The sequence below is a fragment of the Gracilibacillus kekensis genome (genome assembly GCF_900143085.1).
GTDB classification, from domain to species: Bacteria; Bacillota; Bacilli; order Bacillales; family Amphibacillaceae; genus Gracilibacillus; species Gracilibacillus kekensis.
In genome coordinates, this window is record NZ_FRCZ01000005.1 from 110,254 (window position 1) to 125,974 (window position 15,721).

The 15,721-nt window shown below is 35.6% G+C and carries 15 protein-coding genes; 5 read left to right on the plus strand and 10 right to left on the minus strand.

The genetic code is table 11. The features are described from left to right. Positions 1-13 precede the first annotated feature (13 nt). On the minus strand, positions 14-1,033 hold the full coding sequence (locus tag BUC25_RS12870; RefSeq protein ID WP_073202280.1) for an NADH:flavin oxidoreductase/NADH oxidase: 1,020 nt from the start codon (positions 1,031-1,033) through the stop codon (positions 14-16). 180 nt (positions 1,034-1,213) lie between these two features. On the opposite strand from BUC25_RS12870, the gene BUC25_RS12875 reads away from it, so the two are divergent. Further along, complete coding sequence (locus BUC25_RS12875) at positions 1,214-2,050, plus strand: manganese catalase (RefSeq protein WP_073202281.1); 837 nt, start codon at positions 1,214-1,216, stop codon at positions 2,048-2,050. A 42-nt stretch (positions 2,051-2,092) separates the two neighbouring features. Here BUC25_RS12875 and BUC25_RS12880 read toward each other — a convergent pair whose 3' ends face one another. Beyond that, positions 2,093-2,770: a phosphatase PAP2 family protein gene (locus tag BUC25_RS12880; protein WP_073202282.1), complete on the minus strand. Its 678-nt coding sequence runs from the start codon at positions 2,768-2,770 to the stop codon at positions 2,093-2,095. Positions 2,771-2,997: 227 nt separating this feature from the next. On the opposite strand from BUC25_RS12880, the gene BUC25_RS12885 reads away from it, so the two are divergent. Continuing rightward, positions 2,998-3,768 (plus strand): SurA N-terminal domain-containing protein, encoded by a 771-nt coding sequence (locus tag BUC25_RS12885; RefSeq protein ID WP_073202283.1) that lies wholly within the window; start codon positions 2,998-3,000, stop codon positions 3,766-3,768. A gap of 32 nt (positions 3,769-3,800) precedes the next feature. On the opposite strand, the gene BUC25_RS12890 is transcribed toward BUC25_RS12885, so the two are convergent. The 5 genes from BUC25_RS12890 to BUC25_RS12910 all read right to left on the minus strand — a co-directional run bounded on the left by BUC25_RS12890 (position 3,801) and on the right by BUC25_RS12910 (position 10,088). Then, positions 3,801-5,399 carry a hypothetical protein gene (locus BUC25_RS12890; protein WP_073202284.1) on the minus strand — a complete coding sequence of 533 codons (1,599 nt, stop codon included), beginning with the start codon at positions 5,397-5,399 and terminating at the stop codon, positions 3,801-3,803. Further along, entirely contained in the window at positions 5,392-6,192 is an 801-nt protein-coding gene (locus BUC25_RS12895) for an ABC transporter ATP-binding protein (RefSeq protein ID WP_073202285.1), read from the minus strand. Before BUC25_RS12895 ends, BUC25_RS12890 begins: the two co-directional genes overlap by 8 nt. Before the next feature lie 859 nt (positions 6,193-7,051). Next, positions 7,052-7,993, minus strand: a complete 942-nt coding sequence (locus BUC25_RS12900; RefSeq protein ID WP_073202286.1) for a glycine betaine ABC transporter substrate-binding protein — start codon at positions 7,991-7,993, stop codon at positions 7,052-7,054. Between the two features lie 69 nt (positions 7,994-8,062). Continuing rightward, entirely contained in the window at positions 8,063-8,899 is an 837-nt protein-coding gene (locus BUC25_RS12905; RefSeq protein ID WP_073202287.1) for an ABC transporter permease, read from the minus strand. Then, positions 8,892-10,088 (minus strand): quaternary amine ABC transporter ATP-binding protein, encoded by a 1,197-nt coding sequence (locus BUC25_RS12910; protein ID WP_073202288.1) that lies wholly within the window; start codon positions 10,086-10,088, stop codon positions 8,892-8,894. The genes BUC25_RS12905 and BUC25_RS12910 overlap by 8 nt, the downstream gene beginning before the upstream one ends. Positions 10,089-10,330: 242 nt before the next feature. Between BUC25_RS12910 and BUC25_RS12915 the strand changes: the two genes are divergently transcribed. Continuing rightward, on the plus strand, positions 10,331-10,825 hold the full coding sequence (locus BUC25_RS12915) for a GbsR/MarR family transcriptional regulator (RefSeq protein ID WP_073202289.1): 495 nt from the start codon (positions 10,331-10,333) through the stop codon (positions 10,823-10,825). A gap of 311 nt (positions 10,826-11,136) precedes the next feature. Here the strand turns inward: BUC25_RS12915 and BUC25_RS12920 are convergent, their stop codons facing one another. The 3 genes from BUC25_RS12920 to BUC25_RS12930 all read right to left on the minus strand — a co-directional run bounded on the left by BUC25_RS12920 (position 11,137) and on the right by BUC25_RS12930 (position 13,779). Further along, complete coding sequence (locus BUC25_RS12920; protein ID WP_073202290.1) at positions 11,137-11,994, minus strand: hypothetical protein; 858 nt, start codon at positions 11,992-11,994, stop codon at positions 11,137-11,139. Positions 11,995-12,265: 271 nt separating this feature from the next. Then, entirely contained in the window at positions 12,266-13,222 is a 957-nt protein-coding gene (locus BUC25_RS12925; RefSeq protein ID WP_073202291.1) for an alpha/beta hydrolase, read from the minus strand. A gap of 104 nt (positions 13,223-13,326) precedes the next feature. Then, positions 13,327-13,779, minus strand: coding sequence for a MarR family winged helix-turn-helix transcriptional regulator (locus tag BUC25_RS12930; protein WP_073202292.1), 453 nt, complete (start codon positions 13,777-13,779; stop codon positions 13,327-13,329). A gap of 94 nt (positions 13,780-13,873) precedes the next feature. Here BUC25_RS12930 and BUC25_RS12935 point away from each other — a divergent pair, with 94 nt between their 5' ends. Both BUC25_RS12935 and BUC25_RS12940 read left to right on the plus strand, forming a co-directional pair. Next, positions 13,874-14,797: an ATP-binding cassette domain-containing protein gene (locus BUC25_RS12935; RefSeq protein WP_073202293.1), complete on the plus strand. Its 924-nt coding sequence runs from the start codon at positions 13,874-13,876 to the stop codon at positions 14,795-14,797. Between the two features lie 12 nt (positions 14,798-14,809). After that, the gene (locus BUC25_RS12940) at positions 14,810-15,637 is read left to right on the plus strand and encodes an ABC transporter permease (RefSeq protein WP_073202294.1); all 828 of its coding nucleotides are present in this window, start codon (positions 14,810-14,812) and stop codon (positions 15,635-15,637) included. The last annotated feature ends 84 nt before the right edge of the window (positions 15,638-15,721 follow it).

Consider the following 15,721-nt stretch of genomic DNA (forward strand, 5'->3'; position numbering starts at 1 on the left):
TATGTGCTGATCCTTAAAATCCTCTTTGATATGCAACTGGTATATCGATTGTCTCACCTAACTCATGTGCAGCATGAATTGCCCAATATGGATCACGAAGCATGCCACGTCCCACTGCTACTAAATCGGCATCTTGAATTCCTACAATAGCATTTGCTAAATTAGCATCCTCTAAATGTCCTACAGCAATTACAGGTATTTGAAGTGCTTCACGGATTGCGCGTGCAAAAGGCACCATATAACCTGCATGACTACCTGGATTTCGATTAGGTGAAATAGCGCCTTCTCCACCAGCACTAATATGAAACATATCTACTCCTGCTTGTTTATATGCTTTTGCGATATCAATACCATCTTCTAATACATAGCCTTCTTCAACAAACTCCGTTGCGGAAATCCGCATTATCAAAGGCATATCTTCAGGCATTTCACTTTTAGCAGCCTTCACCACTTCTTGACCAAAACGAGTCAGTTCCGCGTATTCATCTTCTCGTTTATTCGTATAATTAGAATGAAACTGATGAATTAAATAACCATGTGCTCCGTGTAGTTCAATCGCATCAAATCCAGCCTTCACGGCACGTCGAACCGCTAATCGGAATTTTTCTACCATTTCTTTTACTTCTTTTGTTGTTAAAGCACGCGGTTCTTTATATTTTTCACTGAAACGAACGGCTGAAGGAGCAACAGGTGTCTCTGCATCTTCAGCTTTACGACCAGCATGTGCAATTTGAATCGCAATTTTGGAGCCGTTATCATGTACCGCATCCACGATCCGCTTATACTCAGGAATTTGTTCGTCTGACCACAATCCTAAACAATGATTAGAAATACGGCCATCTGGCTCGATATTTGTCATCTCTACGATAACAAGTCCGGTACCACCTACTGCTCTACTAACATAATGTGTATAATGCCAATCATTTGGTGTACCGTCTTCCTTGGTAACGGAGTATTGACACATTGGCGGCATCACTACTCGATTTTTTAACTCAAGATTTTTTATTTGAAATGTATTGAATAATGTATTCATATTGTTGAAATCCCCCTTATTCTCTTCTACTTACCAAAATTAGTATACCAAGAAAGTTTACCCGGATCACATAATTGAACTTAGTACTTTTATTCCCAACCACAATATAAGCATCTGTCACGTTTTATAAACCTCATGCATAAATTATGGACAGAGACCTATATAAAAGGAAGTGAGACCATGTTTTATCACATTAAAGAATTACAATATCCCGCTAAACCAGATAGACCTGATCCGGTTTTTGCAAGAAAATTACAAGAGGTATTAGGTGGCCAGTTTGGTGAAATATCTGTTGCAATGCAATATTTATTTCAAGGGTTTAATGTTCGTATGGACGGAAAGTATAAGGACTTGCTTATGGATGTGGGAACAGAAGAATTAGCACATATCGAAATGCTTGCAACCATGATTGCGCGTTTATTAGATAACGCACCACCAGGGCAACTAGAGGAAGCTGCAAATGACCCAATAATGGCTGCTATTATTGGGGGAATGAATCCACAACACGCTATTGTAAATGGATTAGGGGCTGCTCCTAAAGATAGCAACGGAAACAGTTGGAGTGCTGACTATATAATTGCTAGCGGTAATTTATTAGCAGATTTTCGGGCTAATTTAAATGCAGAGTCCCAAGGACGCCTGCAAGTCGCTCGATTATATGAGATGACATCAGATCGTGGTGTAAAGGATATGCTTTCTTTTCTAATTGCCCGAGACACGATGCACCAAAACATGTGGTTAGCAGCTATTGAAGAGTTAGAAGCCAAAGAAGGAGTTGTAGTTCCGTCAACCTTTCCTCGTCATTTAGAAAAACAACAGGTTGCTTATGACTTTTATAATTTTTCACAAGGAGAGGCTAGTGCTGAGGGAAGATGGGCTCACGGGCCGAGCATAGACGGTTGTTCGAACTTTTGTTATGTACAGAATCCACCAGCATATGGTGGGATACCACATTTAAATCCAGCACCCGCCTATACATTCGATACAAACTTCCATATACCACCGTCTTTATGTTAACAAAATGATTACGGTCTCCACCATCAAAAAAATGCGCAATACTTAAGTATCGCGCATTTTCGCTTTCCTTCGCCACAGCAAAAATTCTAATGCAATTAAACATGTGATTAACCATGCTAAACCTAACGACATACCCGCTAGTATATCTGTAAAATAATGCACTCCTAACACGACTCGACTTAATGGTATAGCTACAGCAAGAAACCCTGAAAGAACCAATGCCAAAAATTTCACCCATTTAATTGAAACTTTTTTCCAAATTAAATATATAATAAAACCGTAGAATGCGATTGCTCCTGTTGAATGACCACTGGGAAAACTAAAGCCTGTTCCATCATACTGATCAATTAATTCAGGCCGTTCTCGCTCAAAAAGCAACTTCAATACCTTTGTTAATAGGCTAATACCCACCATATTAACAATTAAAAACAGGATATACCATTTGCTTTTTTTCGTTAGAAATAAATAAGCTATAACCATTACGGAAGCAACAGTTAAAAACAATACAGACCCAGCTTCCGTTAAAATTTCCATCATTTGATAAAACCAGTTATTTGAATCAGATACCAAATAATCTTGAAAGAAATGATCAATCATAAATATTTCTTTTTCTAATACGTCTTCAGCTAGTTCAAGAAACATCGCAGTTGTCAAAATAATTGCTATGAATCCTAGTATTAAGGTAATAATAGCTGCTTTTGAAAGGTCTTTTAATATCATCTTATATGCTCACTCCCAGCTACAACATTCCCTTTTTATAAAGAAATAAAACTATTGTGGCAAAAGTATGGAATTTACCCTTTCATTGTTGTTCAAATGTAATAATCCTCTTTAATTACTGTCAGAACGGAATTTGACTACTCTCTCCTCACTTATGACACTTGCATTTGTTCTCCCAGATATGTTTGAATGGACAGACAATGATTTTTATTTGGAGGTTTACTTATATGAAAAGAATACTAATGTTATTAATGATGATTACTTTAGCTGTGATAATAGTAGCTTGTGGAAATGATGATGATACAGCTGAAGACAATAATACAGAAGAACCTGCTTCCTCAGAGGAAAATAAAGAGGAAACAGCAGCAACAGATGGTGAAGAAGCACAAACTGAAAGTGCGAAACAGAATACAGTAAGTGATGAAGAAATTGTCGAAGAAGGACAAGCGGTAGCAACGATTAATGGTGAAGAAGTTTCAGCAGCCAAGTATAATCGTGTATATCCACTAGTAAAAAATATGCTTCAACAATATGGTCAAGATGTAGAAGATCTTGATGCAGTAAAAGATCAAGTCTTAAATGAGTTAATCACGCAAGAGCTAATTTTACAAGATGCAAAAGAAGAGGGACTTGAAGTCGATACCGAAGAAGTCGAAAGTCAATTTACAGCTTTAAAAGAGCAGTCTGGTGATGACTTTTCTTCTGTACTTGAGGATAAGGGTTTTACCGAAGAATCGTATAAATCCCAACTGGAAAATGATCTATTGAGAAACCAGTATATGGAGTCGGTTATAGGTATTACTGTCACCGATGAAGAAGTAAAAGAATATTATAAACAAGTCAAAGAACAATCAAAAGAAGAAGTTCCAGCACTTGAAGAAGTGGAAGGTACAATTAGACAACAGCTAACTGCCCAAAAACAGCAGGAAAAACAAGAAGAGATCAGTGCAAAAATCGAAGAATTAAGAGAAAATGCTGAGATCGAGGAATTAATATAATAAGAAAGTCCCCCTGACAATCGGGGGATTTTTTATTTTCTCCATATCAATATGTTTACGACTAATAAAATAAGACCATGAATAATTAAGCCGTATGAGAAAATATTCGCTACATAGTGAATGACACCAAACAATACGATAAGAGCCAACATCCCAAACGCTTCTCCTGTCTGCTTACTTTGAGCTACTTTGAACGACTCTGAAAAAGGCAAGCTCTTTTTGAAAAATATATGGTAGCAAATTCTTGCATAAACAGTAGCAGATAATAGCAATCCTATTAAAAATGGAGCAACTCTTTCGGAAAAAATAAGCAAAAATATCAGACTAAGAATGAGATAAACTGGTATAAATAATTTTGCAAAAAAAGCCTTTAATGTTGCCCGGTGACTAACCCTTATATCTTCAATAGGTGCTGCTCGATAAATCCATGCTCCTTTTTCGGTACTAGAATATTGAAGCATTTGTACACCTGCAGGAATCATCATAAAGCAAACATACATGGCGAAATACATATTCCCCTCTCTTATTTCCTCCATAGTCCGTAAAATCAAATCGTTAATAATAAAAATAAACGGAAATGCTAAAGCCATAGCAATAGAAGGGTATACCTTTAACTTATAATCCCGTTCATTTCGTATCATGCGACCAGCAAAATCAAAAAATATTTTTTCTTGTTTTTTGCGGACAATTAGCTGTGAAAATAGCTTCATCCACCAATCCTTCGCTTTTTTATGTTTGCCACTATTAGTCAAAAGCTTCTCCAAATTGCGTTCAAAAGATGGTATTAGCTTCACATAAAGAGCAAGAGCAAGAAACGGAACGACAATACCTAGTGTAGCAAGAATACTATAGGTTTGGTTAACCGTTCCATTCATTATCATATCATAAATCGCACCATACCAAATCGGCGGCATAAAAGTGTGCCACCATTCAAATGTATAGCTGATATCCAGATTCACTATGTTAAACGATCTAGCCACTAATTGATAACCAACAACCATCGAAATACTTAATAGAATTTGTATATAGTTTATAATATCTTTTAACTTCTCGCCATCAAAAAATCGAAGGATCGTAATATATACAATGGCGGTTAATATCAACACCAATATATTAATGAACATAAAACACAAGAGACTTACCAAGAAAAAGATAACCCCATGGTTAAATAAACCAACAATTAATGGAATCCCAACAAATGCAACAGATAAAAATACTAAATAAATTGTAATATGAATCACTTTAGCTGCGTTAATAGTTTTAGGATCAATTGGTTTAGTATTCAAAACCATCTTATCTCTAACATCTAACAAAACGCTTGAAAAGTCTGAAATCATTGATGTCATCACAATAAACATAACGATCGAAAATAGAATACTCATTTGAAAAATAAAATGTTCACCGAATAAGAAAGGAATTAGAATTAATCCCATCAAAGCATAGATCCAGAGAGACTTGAGAAATTGATTACCTGATCGCTCTTTTGCCTCATTAAATATGGTTGGGACCCTTCTAGCATCCATTAATAGTTTAATATGTAAAATTTCTCGCATCATTGGATAATCAATATTCGCTTTTTGAAATGCAAATTTGAATTTATCTAATACTTTTAAGGACTTAAAATCAGACATTGTTATCACCGCTTCTAACAATGGAAACAAACTGATTCGCAATTTCCTTATGCTGATCAAAACCTGTTAATTGATTAAAGATTTCCTCCAATGAGCCTTCTTTACTTTGCTGCTGAAGTTGTTCAAAACTGCCATCTGCAACAATTTCGCCGTTTGTTAATAGCACAATCCGATTACTAATTTTCTCAACTACATCCATTATATGTGAAGAGTAAAAAATAGTCTTTCCTTGATTTGCTAACTGTTCTAAAATTTCTTTGACGATCATCATACTATTTGCATCAAGACCACTAAGCGGTTCATCTAAAAAAAGTAAATCAGGGTTATGTATAAGACTAGCAATAATCAATACTTTTTGCCGCATCCCTTTTGAAAAAGAAGAGATCCTTGTATGTAACATATCTTCTAAATCAAACAGCTCCATTAATTCGGATGTTTTATGTATTATTTCTTCGTTATTCATTCCATACAATCCGCCAACAAATGATAAATATTCCAATGGTGTTAAACTATCATAGATTTCTCCGTTTTCCGGTACATAACCGATTCTACTTTTATAGGCTGCTCCACCTGTTTTAATATTATGATTGAATATTTCAATATTACCTTCAAATTCAGTAATAAGACCTAGCATCATTTTTACTGTTGTACTTTTGCCAGCTCCATTCGGTCCGATATAACCAATAATTTGCCCTTTGTACACTTCGAGATTAATAGAATTTAAGACTTGCGTCGCCCCATAAGACTTTGACACGTTTTTGATTGAAAGAACTACTTCATCAGATTTGCACATTACCTTCACCTCCACTAATACCTTAACATATATTTACTTTTTATTCTTTATTTTCTAGGTATAGCCAGACGATTTTCTTTCTGATAAATTATAAATGTCCGTAAGAAGTGTTTTTATGCAGAGAAATGATTGTTTCTCCAATCCAGAGAACCTTAGCATTACCTTCAACATTTAACAAGTACCAAAATTTTTCTAATGTTTTGTCATTCGAATTTTTCATGATCTCTAAATTAAGAAAAAGCACAGAGCGCTCGCTTAGAAATGTAGCGACAGGAGCGAATCACGGTGAGTTTGCGAACCGATGATGACTTTCACCTGAAGGTATAAGGGCGACTAAGACTCTGGTTTCACCAATCAGCAAGTCTTCTTTTTTGTAAAGCGATTCGTGAAGTCGCCTAGTTTCTTACGCATATATACTTTACCAAGGAAAACCGGAAAAGCCCACTCGGTCCTTTTAGTAGTAATTTTGAAATACACCCGCTCCGGCTTGCTAAATAATGCACTACAATGAGTGGAAGTAGTGATATGCGACTTTTTTTCATATTGTTATTAAAACTCTACAAGTTAGCTGTCACAAACGTTGTAGAATCACTGTAAAGCGTAGGCCGTCCGCTTCCACTTCTGTGACATTTGTTTTCCCTGAAGATCCACTTTTTTGAGCGGTTTGTGCTCGAAAAAGTTAGCTGAAGGGAAAACGCCGCGGAAAGGGAAGTGGACAGCCGGAGCGATGGATTCATATACACTACATTTCAAAATGACTACTTTAGATAACAAATGCCCTGATACCACAGATTATATGCTTTCCTTGCTTATCATAAAAAAACTACCTCTCGTTATAACGAGAGGTAGTTCCACTATATTACTCTACACCTTTTGTCCATTCTGCAACTTTATCTTGGTTTTCTTCAATCCAAGTTGCTGCTGCCTCTTCTGGATCTTGTTCATTTATAATTACATCTACCATAACAGAGTTTATATCTTCCTCTGTCCATGCGAATTGATCCAATACTTTATATGCGTTTGGCATATCTTCTTCAAGACCTTGACGAACCATCGTTTCGATCGTTTCTGCTTCACCAAATACACCTTTTGGATCCTCTAAATATTTAAGATCATATTCAGAGAACATCCAATGTGGATTCCAACCTGTAACAATAATATTTTCTTCATTATCAATTGCTTCACCTAGTGCAGTTGTCATAGCACCACTAGAAGAAGTTTGAACGTTCCAATCAGCTAAATTTTCGTATTTTTCTACTGCAGTTTCTGCCGCACCTACAACACCAGCACCAGCTTCAATACCAGTAATTGTTTGGTCTACTTGGTCTGCTAAATCTTCAATAGAATTAGCTTCCATATAAGAAGGTACTACTAAACCAATCTTAGCTCCTTCAAGGTTTGGTCCCAGTTGTACTACTTCTTCTCCAAATTCACTAAATTGTGATTCGTGTGTTGCTGGTAACCATGCTGCCACCATACCATCTGCTTCACCAGTTGCTACAGCTTCCCACATTGCCGCATTCTGGATAGACGTAAGAGTTACATCATATCCTAAATTTTTTAATACTTCACCAACAACGTGTGTAGATGCAATTTCTGTATCCCAGTTCACATAAACTAGTTCAATTTCTTTTCCTTCGCCTACTGCAGCTGCTTCCTCATCATTTGTTTCTTCTGTTGTTCCTTCGTCACTTCCTGTATCCTCTGTAGTGTCTTCATCATCTGAACCACCACAAGCAGCAAGTACTAATACTAAGGCTAATACAGCCATTAATCCTAAAGACTTCCATGTTTTTAACATGAATAGATCTCCCCTTTTCTATAAAATTTATATTTAAACTTTCCAGTAATTCTGGAAAAGTTTATCACCTTATCCTTTATTTAGGTTTTGTGATACACGATCAATAATAATCGCTAAAATAACAATACCTAAACCGGCCACAAAACCTGGTCCTTCTTGCGAACGTTGTAGTGCGGTTAATACTTCATCACCAAGACCTGGTGAACCAATCATCGATGCGATAACTACCATCGATAATGCAAGCATTACCGTTTGGTTTACCCCAGCCATAATCGTTTTACGGGCCATCGGCAATTCAACTTTAAATAGTTTTTGTGACCCTGTCGTACCAAACGCATCAGCTGCTTCCACTAACTCAGCAGAAACTTGTCTGATTCCAAGATTCGTAAATCTTACGACAGGTGGTGTTGCAAATACTACAGATGCAAAAATACCTGGTACCATTCCGATACCGAAGAAAACAACGGCAGGAATTAAATAAACAAAGGCTGGCATTGTTTGCATAAAATCTAATATCGGCGTAATAATTGCCTGTGCCCATTTACTTTTAGACATCCATATACCGGCTGGAATACCGATAATAATAGATATTAGGCTGGCAAAAACAACCAGTGTAAAAGTATACATTAATTGTTCCCAAAGCTCTTGATTGTAGACAAACCATAGACCTACAATTGCGAAAATCGACAATCCAAATTTCTTACCAGATACGAAAAAAGTCATAAGAGCAACAATTATAATAACCAATATTGGAGGAATTTGACTTAACCATTCTGCAGTGCTCTCTACAAATCCACCAAAATCTTCTTTAATCGGATCAAAAATAAATTCGAATGTATCTTGAATTCTTTCAACTGCCGTATTGACCCAATCTGCTAACGGAATTTTGGGTATGAAATCAAGCATCTTCCGTCACCCCACTTCCATTTGCTAGTGCAGCGATTACTGCTCCACGGACAATAATACCTTTTAACTTACCTTCCTCGACAACCGCTACTGGAACGGGTGCATCATGGATAATTTCAAAAATCTCATGAATAGGTGCCTCCAAGCCAACTGTTGGCATATCTGTACGTAAGATGGTGTGTAAATCTTTTTCTTCTTTTTCACGAGCTGCTTTAACATCCTCAGCGATTACGTAGCCTTTTAATTGTTTAGAACGATCGACTACATAGATACTAGATAAGCCTTGTTCACGAATTCGTTCTAGAGCAACTCTAGGACCGTGCTTTTCAATATCTACCGTTTCAGGTCGCTTCATAATGTGACTAGCGGTTAATACTTTAGAACGATCGACATCTTCAACAAAGCGTTCGACATAATCGTTTGCTGGATTCACCAGGATTTCTTCAGGTGTACCTATTTGTACGATCGAACCATCTTTCATTAATGCAATACGATCACCAATTCTTAAGGCTTCGTCCAAATCATGGGTAATAAAAATGATGGTCTTCTGCATTTTTTCTTGCAGATCTAATAATTCATCTTGCATATCCTTTCTGATTAAAGGATCTAACGCAGAAAAAGCTTCATCCATTAAAAGTACTTCAGGATCGTTTGCTAGAGCGCGGGCTAAACCAACACGTTGTTGCATCCCACCGGACAATTGATCTGGATACTGGTGAATAAAACTTCCTAATCCAACTAATTCTAAAGCTTCTTTTGCTTTATTAGCACGTTCTTCTTTATTGATCCCCTGTATTTCAAGACCAAATTCGGTATTCTCAAGTACTGTACGAAATGGGAATAAACCAAACTTCTGAAAAACCATACTCATTTTTTCACGGCGAACTTTTCTTAATCTTTCTTTACCAACTTTTGCAAGATTTTCACCGCCAACTTCTACGTCACCTTCCGTTGGATCAATCAAACGATTCAACAGTCGTACTAAAGTTGATTTACCACTCCCAGAGAGCCCCATGATCACAAAGACTTCTCCTTCTTCCACCTCAAAGCTGGCACGATTCACACCAACAGTACATCCAGTCTTCTTTAATATTTCTTCTTTTTTATAGCCCTCATCCAATAATGAGAGTGCTTCTTTTGTCTTTTTACCAAATACTTTTGATAAATTGTTTACTTTAATAACAGACATGAATTGATATCACCTCATTTTTTTCTTTATCCGTTGTTTTTGACATCACTTTTTCCATGCTAAAGGTTTTACACATAAATATCAAGCGTTACACACTGAATAATCTTTTCGTTAAGTTTATAAAGTTTTAACTTTACAAAATGAATTCCTTTCTTTTACCATATATTTAGTATTGCCATTGATTTTTGAATTATGTAGTGTAAAGTTATTAATAAGGGATTTAAAGGAGGTTGTCATGCATAATGTCAAGTACAGAAGATCAAGTAAAATTGGAAAAAGTCAATAATAAAATTATTTCGGAGTTTTCTAAAACATTAGAAATGTTTTCTCTAAATAAATCGGAAGCACAGTTATTTGTCACACTCTATTTACATGAGGCACCAATGACATTAGATCAAATGAAAGATGCATTAGGAAAAAGTAAAACGGCTATGAGTTATGCAATTAGACGATTACAGGAATTTAATCTGGTCGAACGTGTCTGGCAAAAAGGGGTACGAAAAGATTTATATGAAGCGCGTGAGGATTTATATAAGAAGTTTATGAAAACTTACGTCAATCGTTGGCTTGAATCACTTAATCTGCAAATTAATAACTTAGCAGATATTCAGGACGATTTGGATAACTACCCTAATGAACAAAAACAATTAATTGAGCATAAAATTCATGAAGCAATCTCGTTTCATCGATCCCTGGAACAAGTATTTTCAAAAATTAAGAAAAATGATTTCTTATAAAATAGACTGAAGCATAAGGATTTTTCTTAACTTCAAAAACGAACTATATGATATGTATCGTTCAACAGTAAGGATAATGCGCAGTAAGTGATGTAGTTATTTTGACATTAAATTTGTGCATAACTCCCTTCAGCTAAAAACCCGCGGAAAGGGAAGCGAGCAAGCCGTAGCGGATGAAAAGCACATATAAAATCTCATAATTACCACTCCAGCAATGTCGCAGTATTCTCCTAATATACATAAAAAATCCAAACGATCTGATCGTTTGGATTTTCTAATTATAAGATTCTCTATTGGCCTAATCTATTTCGTTACATCATTTCTTCAACAGAACCATCATCTTTATCAACAATATACCATCCTAATGTTGCTGTATGGCTTGTTTCCCCATTAGAAACTAATTCATAAACCTGCACGACATAATCGCCTTCCTCATTATTATGGTCCATTACCACATTAATTTCGGAATTTTGGTCGATATTTAGGTGTTTACGTACGATATCTTCGGCTTTTGCATCTGTTAATTCACCATCATCACCACTGTCTTCTTCCGATGCTGGTTGCTGTTGTTCATTATTATTCGTATCATCGCTTATTTGCTCTGATCTCACTTCCGATACAATCCAATCGTCTTCTTCTAATGTAATTACGTATGTCATTCTAACATTACCAACTAGTTCATCGGATTGTTTCTGGACAATTTCATATTCAGTATCATTGATTTGTTCGAAGGAATACTCTTGTTCTTCGTCAAACCAGACAGGCGCATCCATGGCTACTACATATATTTTTCCATTATCTTCTTCAAAGTAATGAGTGACAAAAGATTCTGCTAATACATCCGACATAATTGTTGTTAACTCTGCTTTTAAATCTGCTTTAGTCTCATACCCTGCTATAGCACCTTCATTATCCGTATTTTCTATTGCTTCCATAAACGTATCACGGTAATCATTTAAGATTTCAATTGCCTTTGTTTCTGACAGAGAAGGTGTTTGTTCTTCATCCTCATTGGATTCATCCTTCACAGATTCTACATCTTCTGTTTGCTCTTCTTGATCATTATCCACTTCTTCTACATCTTTTTCCTCTGCTTCATTATTTGAACAGGCCATCAAAAATAGTGAAAATAACATAAATATAATTACAAGTAAGATTTTCTTTTTCATATTGACCATCCCCTATTATTAGTCTGTTTTTCGTACACTTTATTACTATATTAATACCCTTTACCTTATAATAACAAACTATTCCTCATGCTCCTATAAGCCTTTATTACTATAATTTTTCTTTAGCGGTGCTTTTCTTTATCACGGTGCCTATTGAACGAAAACTTTTTAAACGCTTTAAAAAATTAAGTGAGTACGGATGATAACTTTCTGATAAATTTTGCCGATCATAGTGGGTGTATAAACTCTTACTTCGTGAAATTTTTCTTTATCATTCCATTACTTTCTTTAAAAATGACTGCAATTTTTCTTGATATTTTTTTGGATGCAGCACATATCCTTCACCATGTCCAGAATTATCGAATAACATGATATCTGTCATGGTACTAGTATTTTCATATAATTGATTAGCCATTTCTGTTGGTACAAATGTGTCTGCTTTTCCGTGAAAATAGAGGATAGGAACTTGTGCATTCTTCACTTGTTTCAGTGCAGAAGCTTCTCGAAAAGAATAGTCAGCTCTTACATCTGTAACCAAGCTAGTTGTCGGCAAAATCGGTACTGCAGGCAAATGATACATACGACTCATTTGATACTGAAACAGTTTATAAACATCTGTATACGCACTATCCGATACTATTGCTTTTACTTGTTTAGAATGGGGCTCTCCACTTGCCATTAACATTGTTGCTGCTCCCATCGACAAACCGTGTAATATAATTTCAGCATCTTCTCCAACTCTATCAATTACCTTTTCGGTCCAATCTAGTACATCCAGGCGATCATGCCAGCCGAAACCAAAATAATCCCCTTCACTATTTCCATGTCCTCTCATATCATAGAAAAAAACATTGTAACCTAATGCTTCATAATAAAATTTTGCATATAGTCCCATATCTGATCCTTTACCAAGATAACCATGTGTAAAGATTACTGTTTTATTCGTTGATTCCTTTGCTGGTAAATAAGAACCCGATAATAACAAATGATCAAACGTTTCCAGTTTCCAAGTTTCAAAATCTTGCTCATTGACCCAATTTCTCCACTTTCCTTTTGTAAAAACATCCATCGCGGTGGCTGAAACCTCTAAATCATCATTGTCTTGTAAAAAAGTTTTTTGTTCTCTTTTTATTGCGAGATTATAAAAATAATTACCAGCAATAATATCTATCATTAATAGAGTAATGATCATCACGATTATTATTTTTAAGCGCTTTCTCTTTTTCATTTATTAATTCCCCTTTTTCCGACATCTATACCTTTATTATAACAACCGTAATCAGTGAAAAGGGGAATTACTTCCTGGAAAATATGGTGAATTCCGACAGTATCCTATTCTTCTATTTGAGATAATATTTGATTTATTTTAGTAAAAGCTTCGTTTAATTCTTTTTTATCTTCCTGCGCTAATGAAGAAAATCGTTCTCGCACGCTTTCATATAAAATCGATTTATTTTTTTGTGAAAACTGTTGACCTTTTACCGTCATTTCAATATGGGTAATACGCCGATCCCTCTTGTCTTTTATTTTAGAGATATAGCCTCTTTCAACAAGTTTACGGATCAGGGGTGATAAATTCGATTTATTAATAGCTAATTTAGCTGCAATATCAGTCATTTGTATTGAATTAGCCTGTTCTACTATATGCAGGACATGAAAATGAGAAGGATGAAGCCCTTCGCTTTTTACAGATGGTTCTAAACCAAATATTTTTTTAGGAAGCTGCGGTAATACCGTTAGAACTTGTTCGACTAACTCATTTGTGAGCATATCTTGCTCGTTCATCTCATTCGCTCCTTAATCAAAATTGACTTTATATTCCATACAATGGATAATAGTTATTATAACATAACTATTATAATGGTAAGGAGGTTACATATTGGATTCTATTATTTCTGTCAAAAACTTAACAAAGACCTATAAAAAAGTAGATGCCGTTAAAGGAATTAGTTTTGATGTAGAAGAAGGAGAAATCTTTGGTTTTCTTGGACCAAATGGTGCTGGGAAAAGTACGACGATTAATATGATTTGTACAATGTTAAAACCAACAGCAGGTGAAATCATCATTAATGGTTTTAATGCCAATAAACAAAAGGACGATGTTCGTGGCAGTATCGGCATTATTTTTCAGGAAAACACGTTAGACGAAAAACTAACTGCCAATGAAAATTTAAAACTGCACTGTCGTTTCTATAATGTACCGAAAGAAAAGCGGGATCCACGGATTCAAGAGGTATTAGAAATTGTCGATTTAGTCGATGAACAGAATCAACGAGTCGAAGAATACTCTGGTGGAATGAAAAGGCGCCTGGAAATTGCGCGAGGACTACTGCATTACCCAAAAGTACTTTTTCTAGACGAACCCACAGTTGGTCTTGACCCTAACACGCGGGCTCATTTATGGGAATATATTTTAAAACTAAAAGAAAAAGAAGGCATCACCATGTTTCTCACTACGCACTATTTAGATGAAGCGGAAATCAGTGATCGTGTCGCCATTATGGATCAGGGAGAAATTATTGCAATCGATTCACCAAAAGCGCTAAAAGACCAGTTAGGTGGCGACATTATTGAATTATCGACAGAAGATAATCAAACAGCCTTAGAAGAAATTAACGAAAAATTCGATAATGCAGATGTGAAAGTAGAGGATGATACCATTCATTTAAAAGTTGCCAGCAGTGATGCTTTTATTTCTTCATTCATAAAAACGTTAGACATTCCTATTACCAAATTAAATATACGAAAACCAACATTAAATGATGTGTTTTTAGCATTTACCGGTCGAAAAATTAAAGAGTAAGGAGGTTTTGAAATGGAAGGTATTATTGCTATTTGGCAAAGAGATTTAAAAAAGTTTTTTAGGGATCGGGCCCGATTATTTGGCTCCTTTACGATGCCTATTTTATTTTTATTAATATTTGGTGGTGGCCTTAGTGGCACTATGGAGACAATGATGACCGGGAATTTCGGTGAAGGTTCAGAGAGCTTCAACTATGTAGAATTTATATTTCCTGGGATTGTGGCTATGACTCTATTAATGACTGCTATTTTTTCAGCGATGTCTGTCATTGAGGATAAAAACTTTGGCTACATGAAAGAAATTTTAGTATCACCCATCTCTCGTGTCAGCATCGCTATTGGAAAGATGTTAGGCGCTGCAACAGTATCTACCATTCAGGGCGTTATTTTATTTCTTTTAATTCCATTTTTAGGATTATCCTACAGCATATATTCGCTGCTTCTAGTCATTCCCTTCATGTTTTTACTTGGAGCAGCATTATCTGGTGTTGGCTTATTGTTTGCAAGTATGATCAAATCAACACAAGGATTTCAATTAATTGTACAGATTCTTGTCATGCCGATGGTATTCTTATCTGGAGCATTATTTCCAATTAATAATATGCCTTTTTGGCTCGATGTGATTGTAAAAATAAATCCTGTTACATATGGGGTTGATGTCATGAAAAAAATAATGATTGATGTCGATAGCTTATCTGCAACAGTGAGGGAAACAATGGGACTTAATTTAACAGTATTTGGTCGCCAGGTTACTGTATTTGAGGAGATTTTATTTGTCTTTGCATTTGCTATTTTATTTGTAGCGATTGCAACAGTTAGCTTTAAGCGGGCTCACGCCTAGCAAATTCGTCATTATTCTATTAGATAGCTTTAACGATGTAGAGTATGAACGAAATTATACTCTACATCTTTCAACAGAATCTAA

Excerpts from the sequence above, each read along its gene's own strand:
- BUC25_RS12920 (WP_073202290.1), bottom strand. The coding sequence starts at position 11,994 with ATGAAAAAGAAAATCTTACTTGTAATTATATTTATGTTATTTTCACTA.
- BUC25_RS12900 (WP_073202286.1), bottom strand. The coding sequence starts at position 7,993 with ATGTTAAAAACATGGAAGTCTTTAGGATTAATGGCTGTATTAGCCTTA.
- BUC25_RS12930 (WP_073202292.1), bottom strand. The coding sequence starts at position 13,779 with ATGAACGAGCAAGATATGCTCACAAATGAGTTAGTCGAACAAGTTCTA.
- BUC25_RS12885 (WP_073202283.1), top strand. The coding sequence starts at position 2,998 with ATGAAAAGAATACTAATGTTATTAATGATGATTACTTTAGCTGTGATA.
- BUC25_RS12890 (WP_073202284.1), bottom strand. The coding sequence starts at position 5,399 with ATGTCTGATTTTAAGTCCTTAAAAGTATTAGATAAATTCAAATTTGCA.
- BUC25_RS12870 (WP_073202280.1), bottom strand. The coding sequence starts at position 1,033 with ATGAATACATTATTCAATACATTTCAAATAAAAAATCTTGAGTTAAAA.
- BUC25_RS12915 (WP_073202289.1), top strand. The coding sequence starts at position 10,331 with ATGTCAAGTACAGAAGATCAAGTAAAATTGGAAAAAGTCAATAATAAA.
- BUC25_RS12940 (WP_073202294.1), top strand. The coding sequence starts at position 14,810 with ATGGAAGGTATTATTGCTATTTGGCAAAGAGATTTAAAAAAGTTTTTT.
- BUC25_RS12880 (WP_073202282.1), bottom strand. The coding sequence starts at position 2,770 with ATGATATTAAAAGACCTTTCAAAAGCAGCTATTATTACCTTAATACTA.
- BUC25_RS12925 (WP_073202291.1), bottom strand. The coding sequence starts at position 13,222 with ATGAAAAAGAGAAAGCGCTTAAAAATAATAATCGTGATGATCATTACT.
- BUC25_RS12895 (WP_073202285.1), bottom strand. The coding sequence starts at position 6,192 with ATGTGCAAATCTGATGAAGTAGTTCTTTCAATCAAAAACGTGTCAAAG.
- BUC25_RS12905 (WP_073202287.1), bottom strand. The coding sequence starts at position 8,899 with ATGCTTGATTTCATACCCAAAATTCCGTTAGCAGATTGGGTCAATACG.
- BUC25_RS12910 (WP_073202288.1), bottom strand. The coding sequence starts at position 10,088 with ATGTCTGTTATTAAAGTAAACAATTTATCAAAAGTATTTGGTAAAAAG.
- BUC25_RS12875 (WP_073202281.1), top strand. The coding sequence starts at position 1,214 with ATGTTTTATCACATTAAAGAATTACAATATCCCGCTAAACCAGATAGA.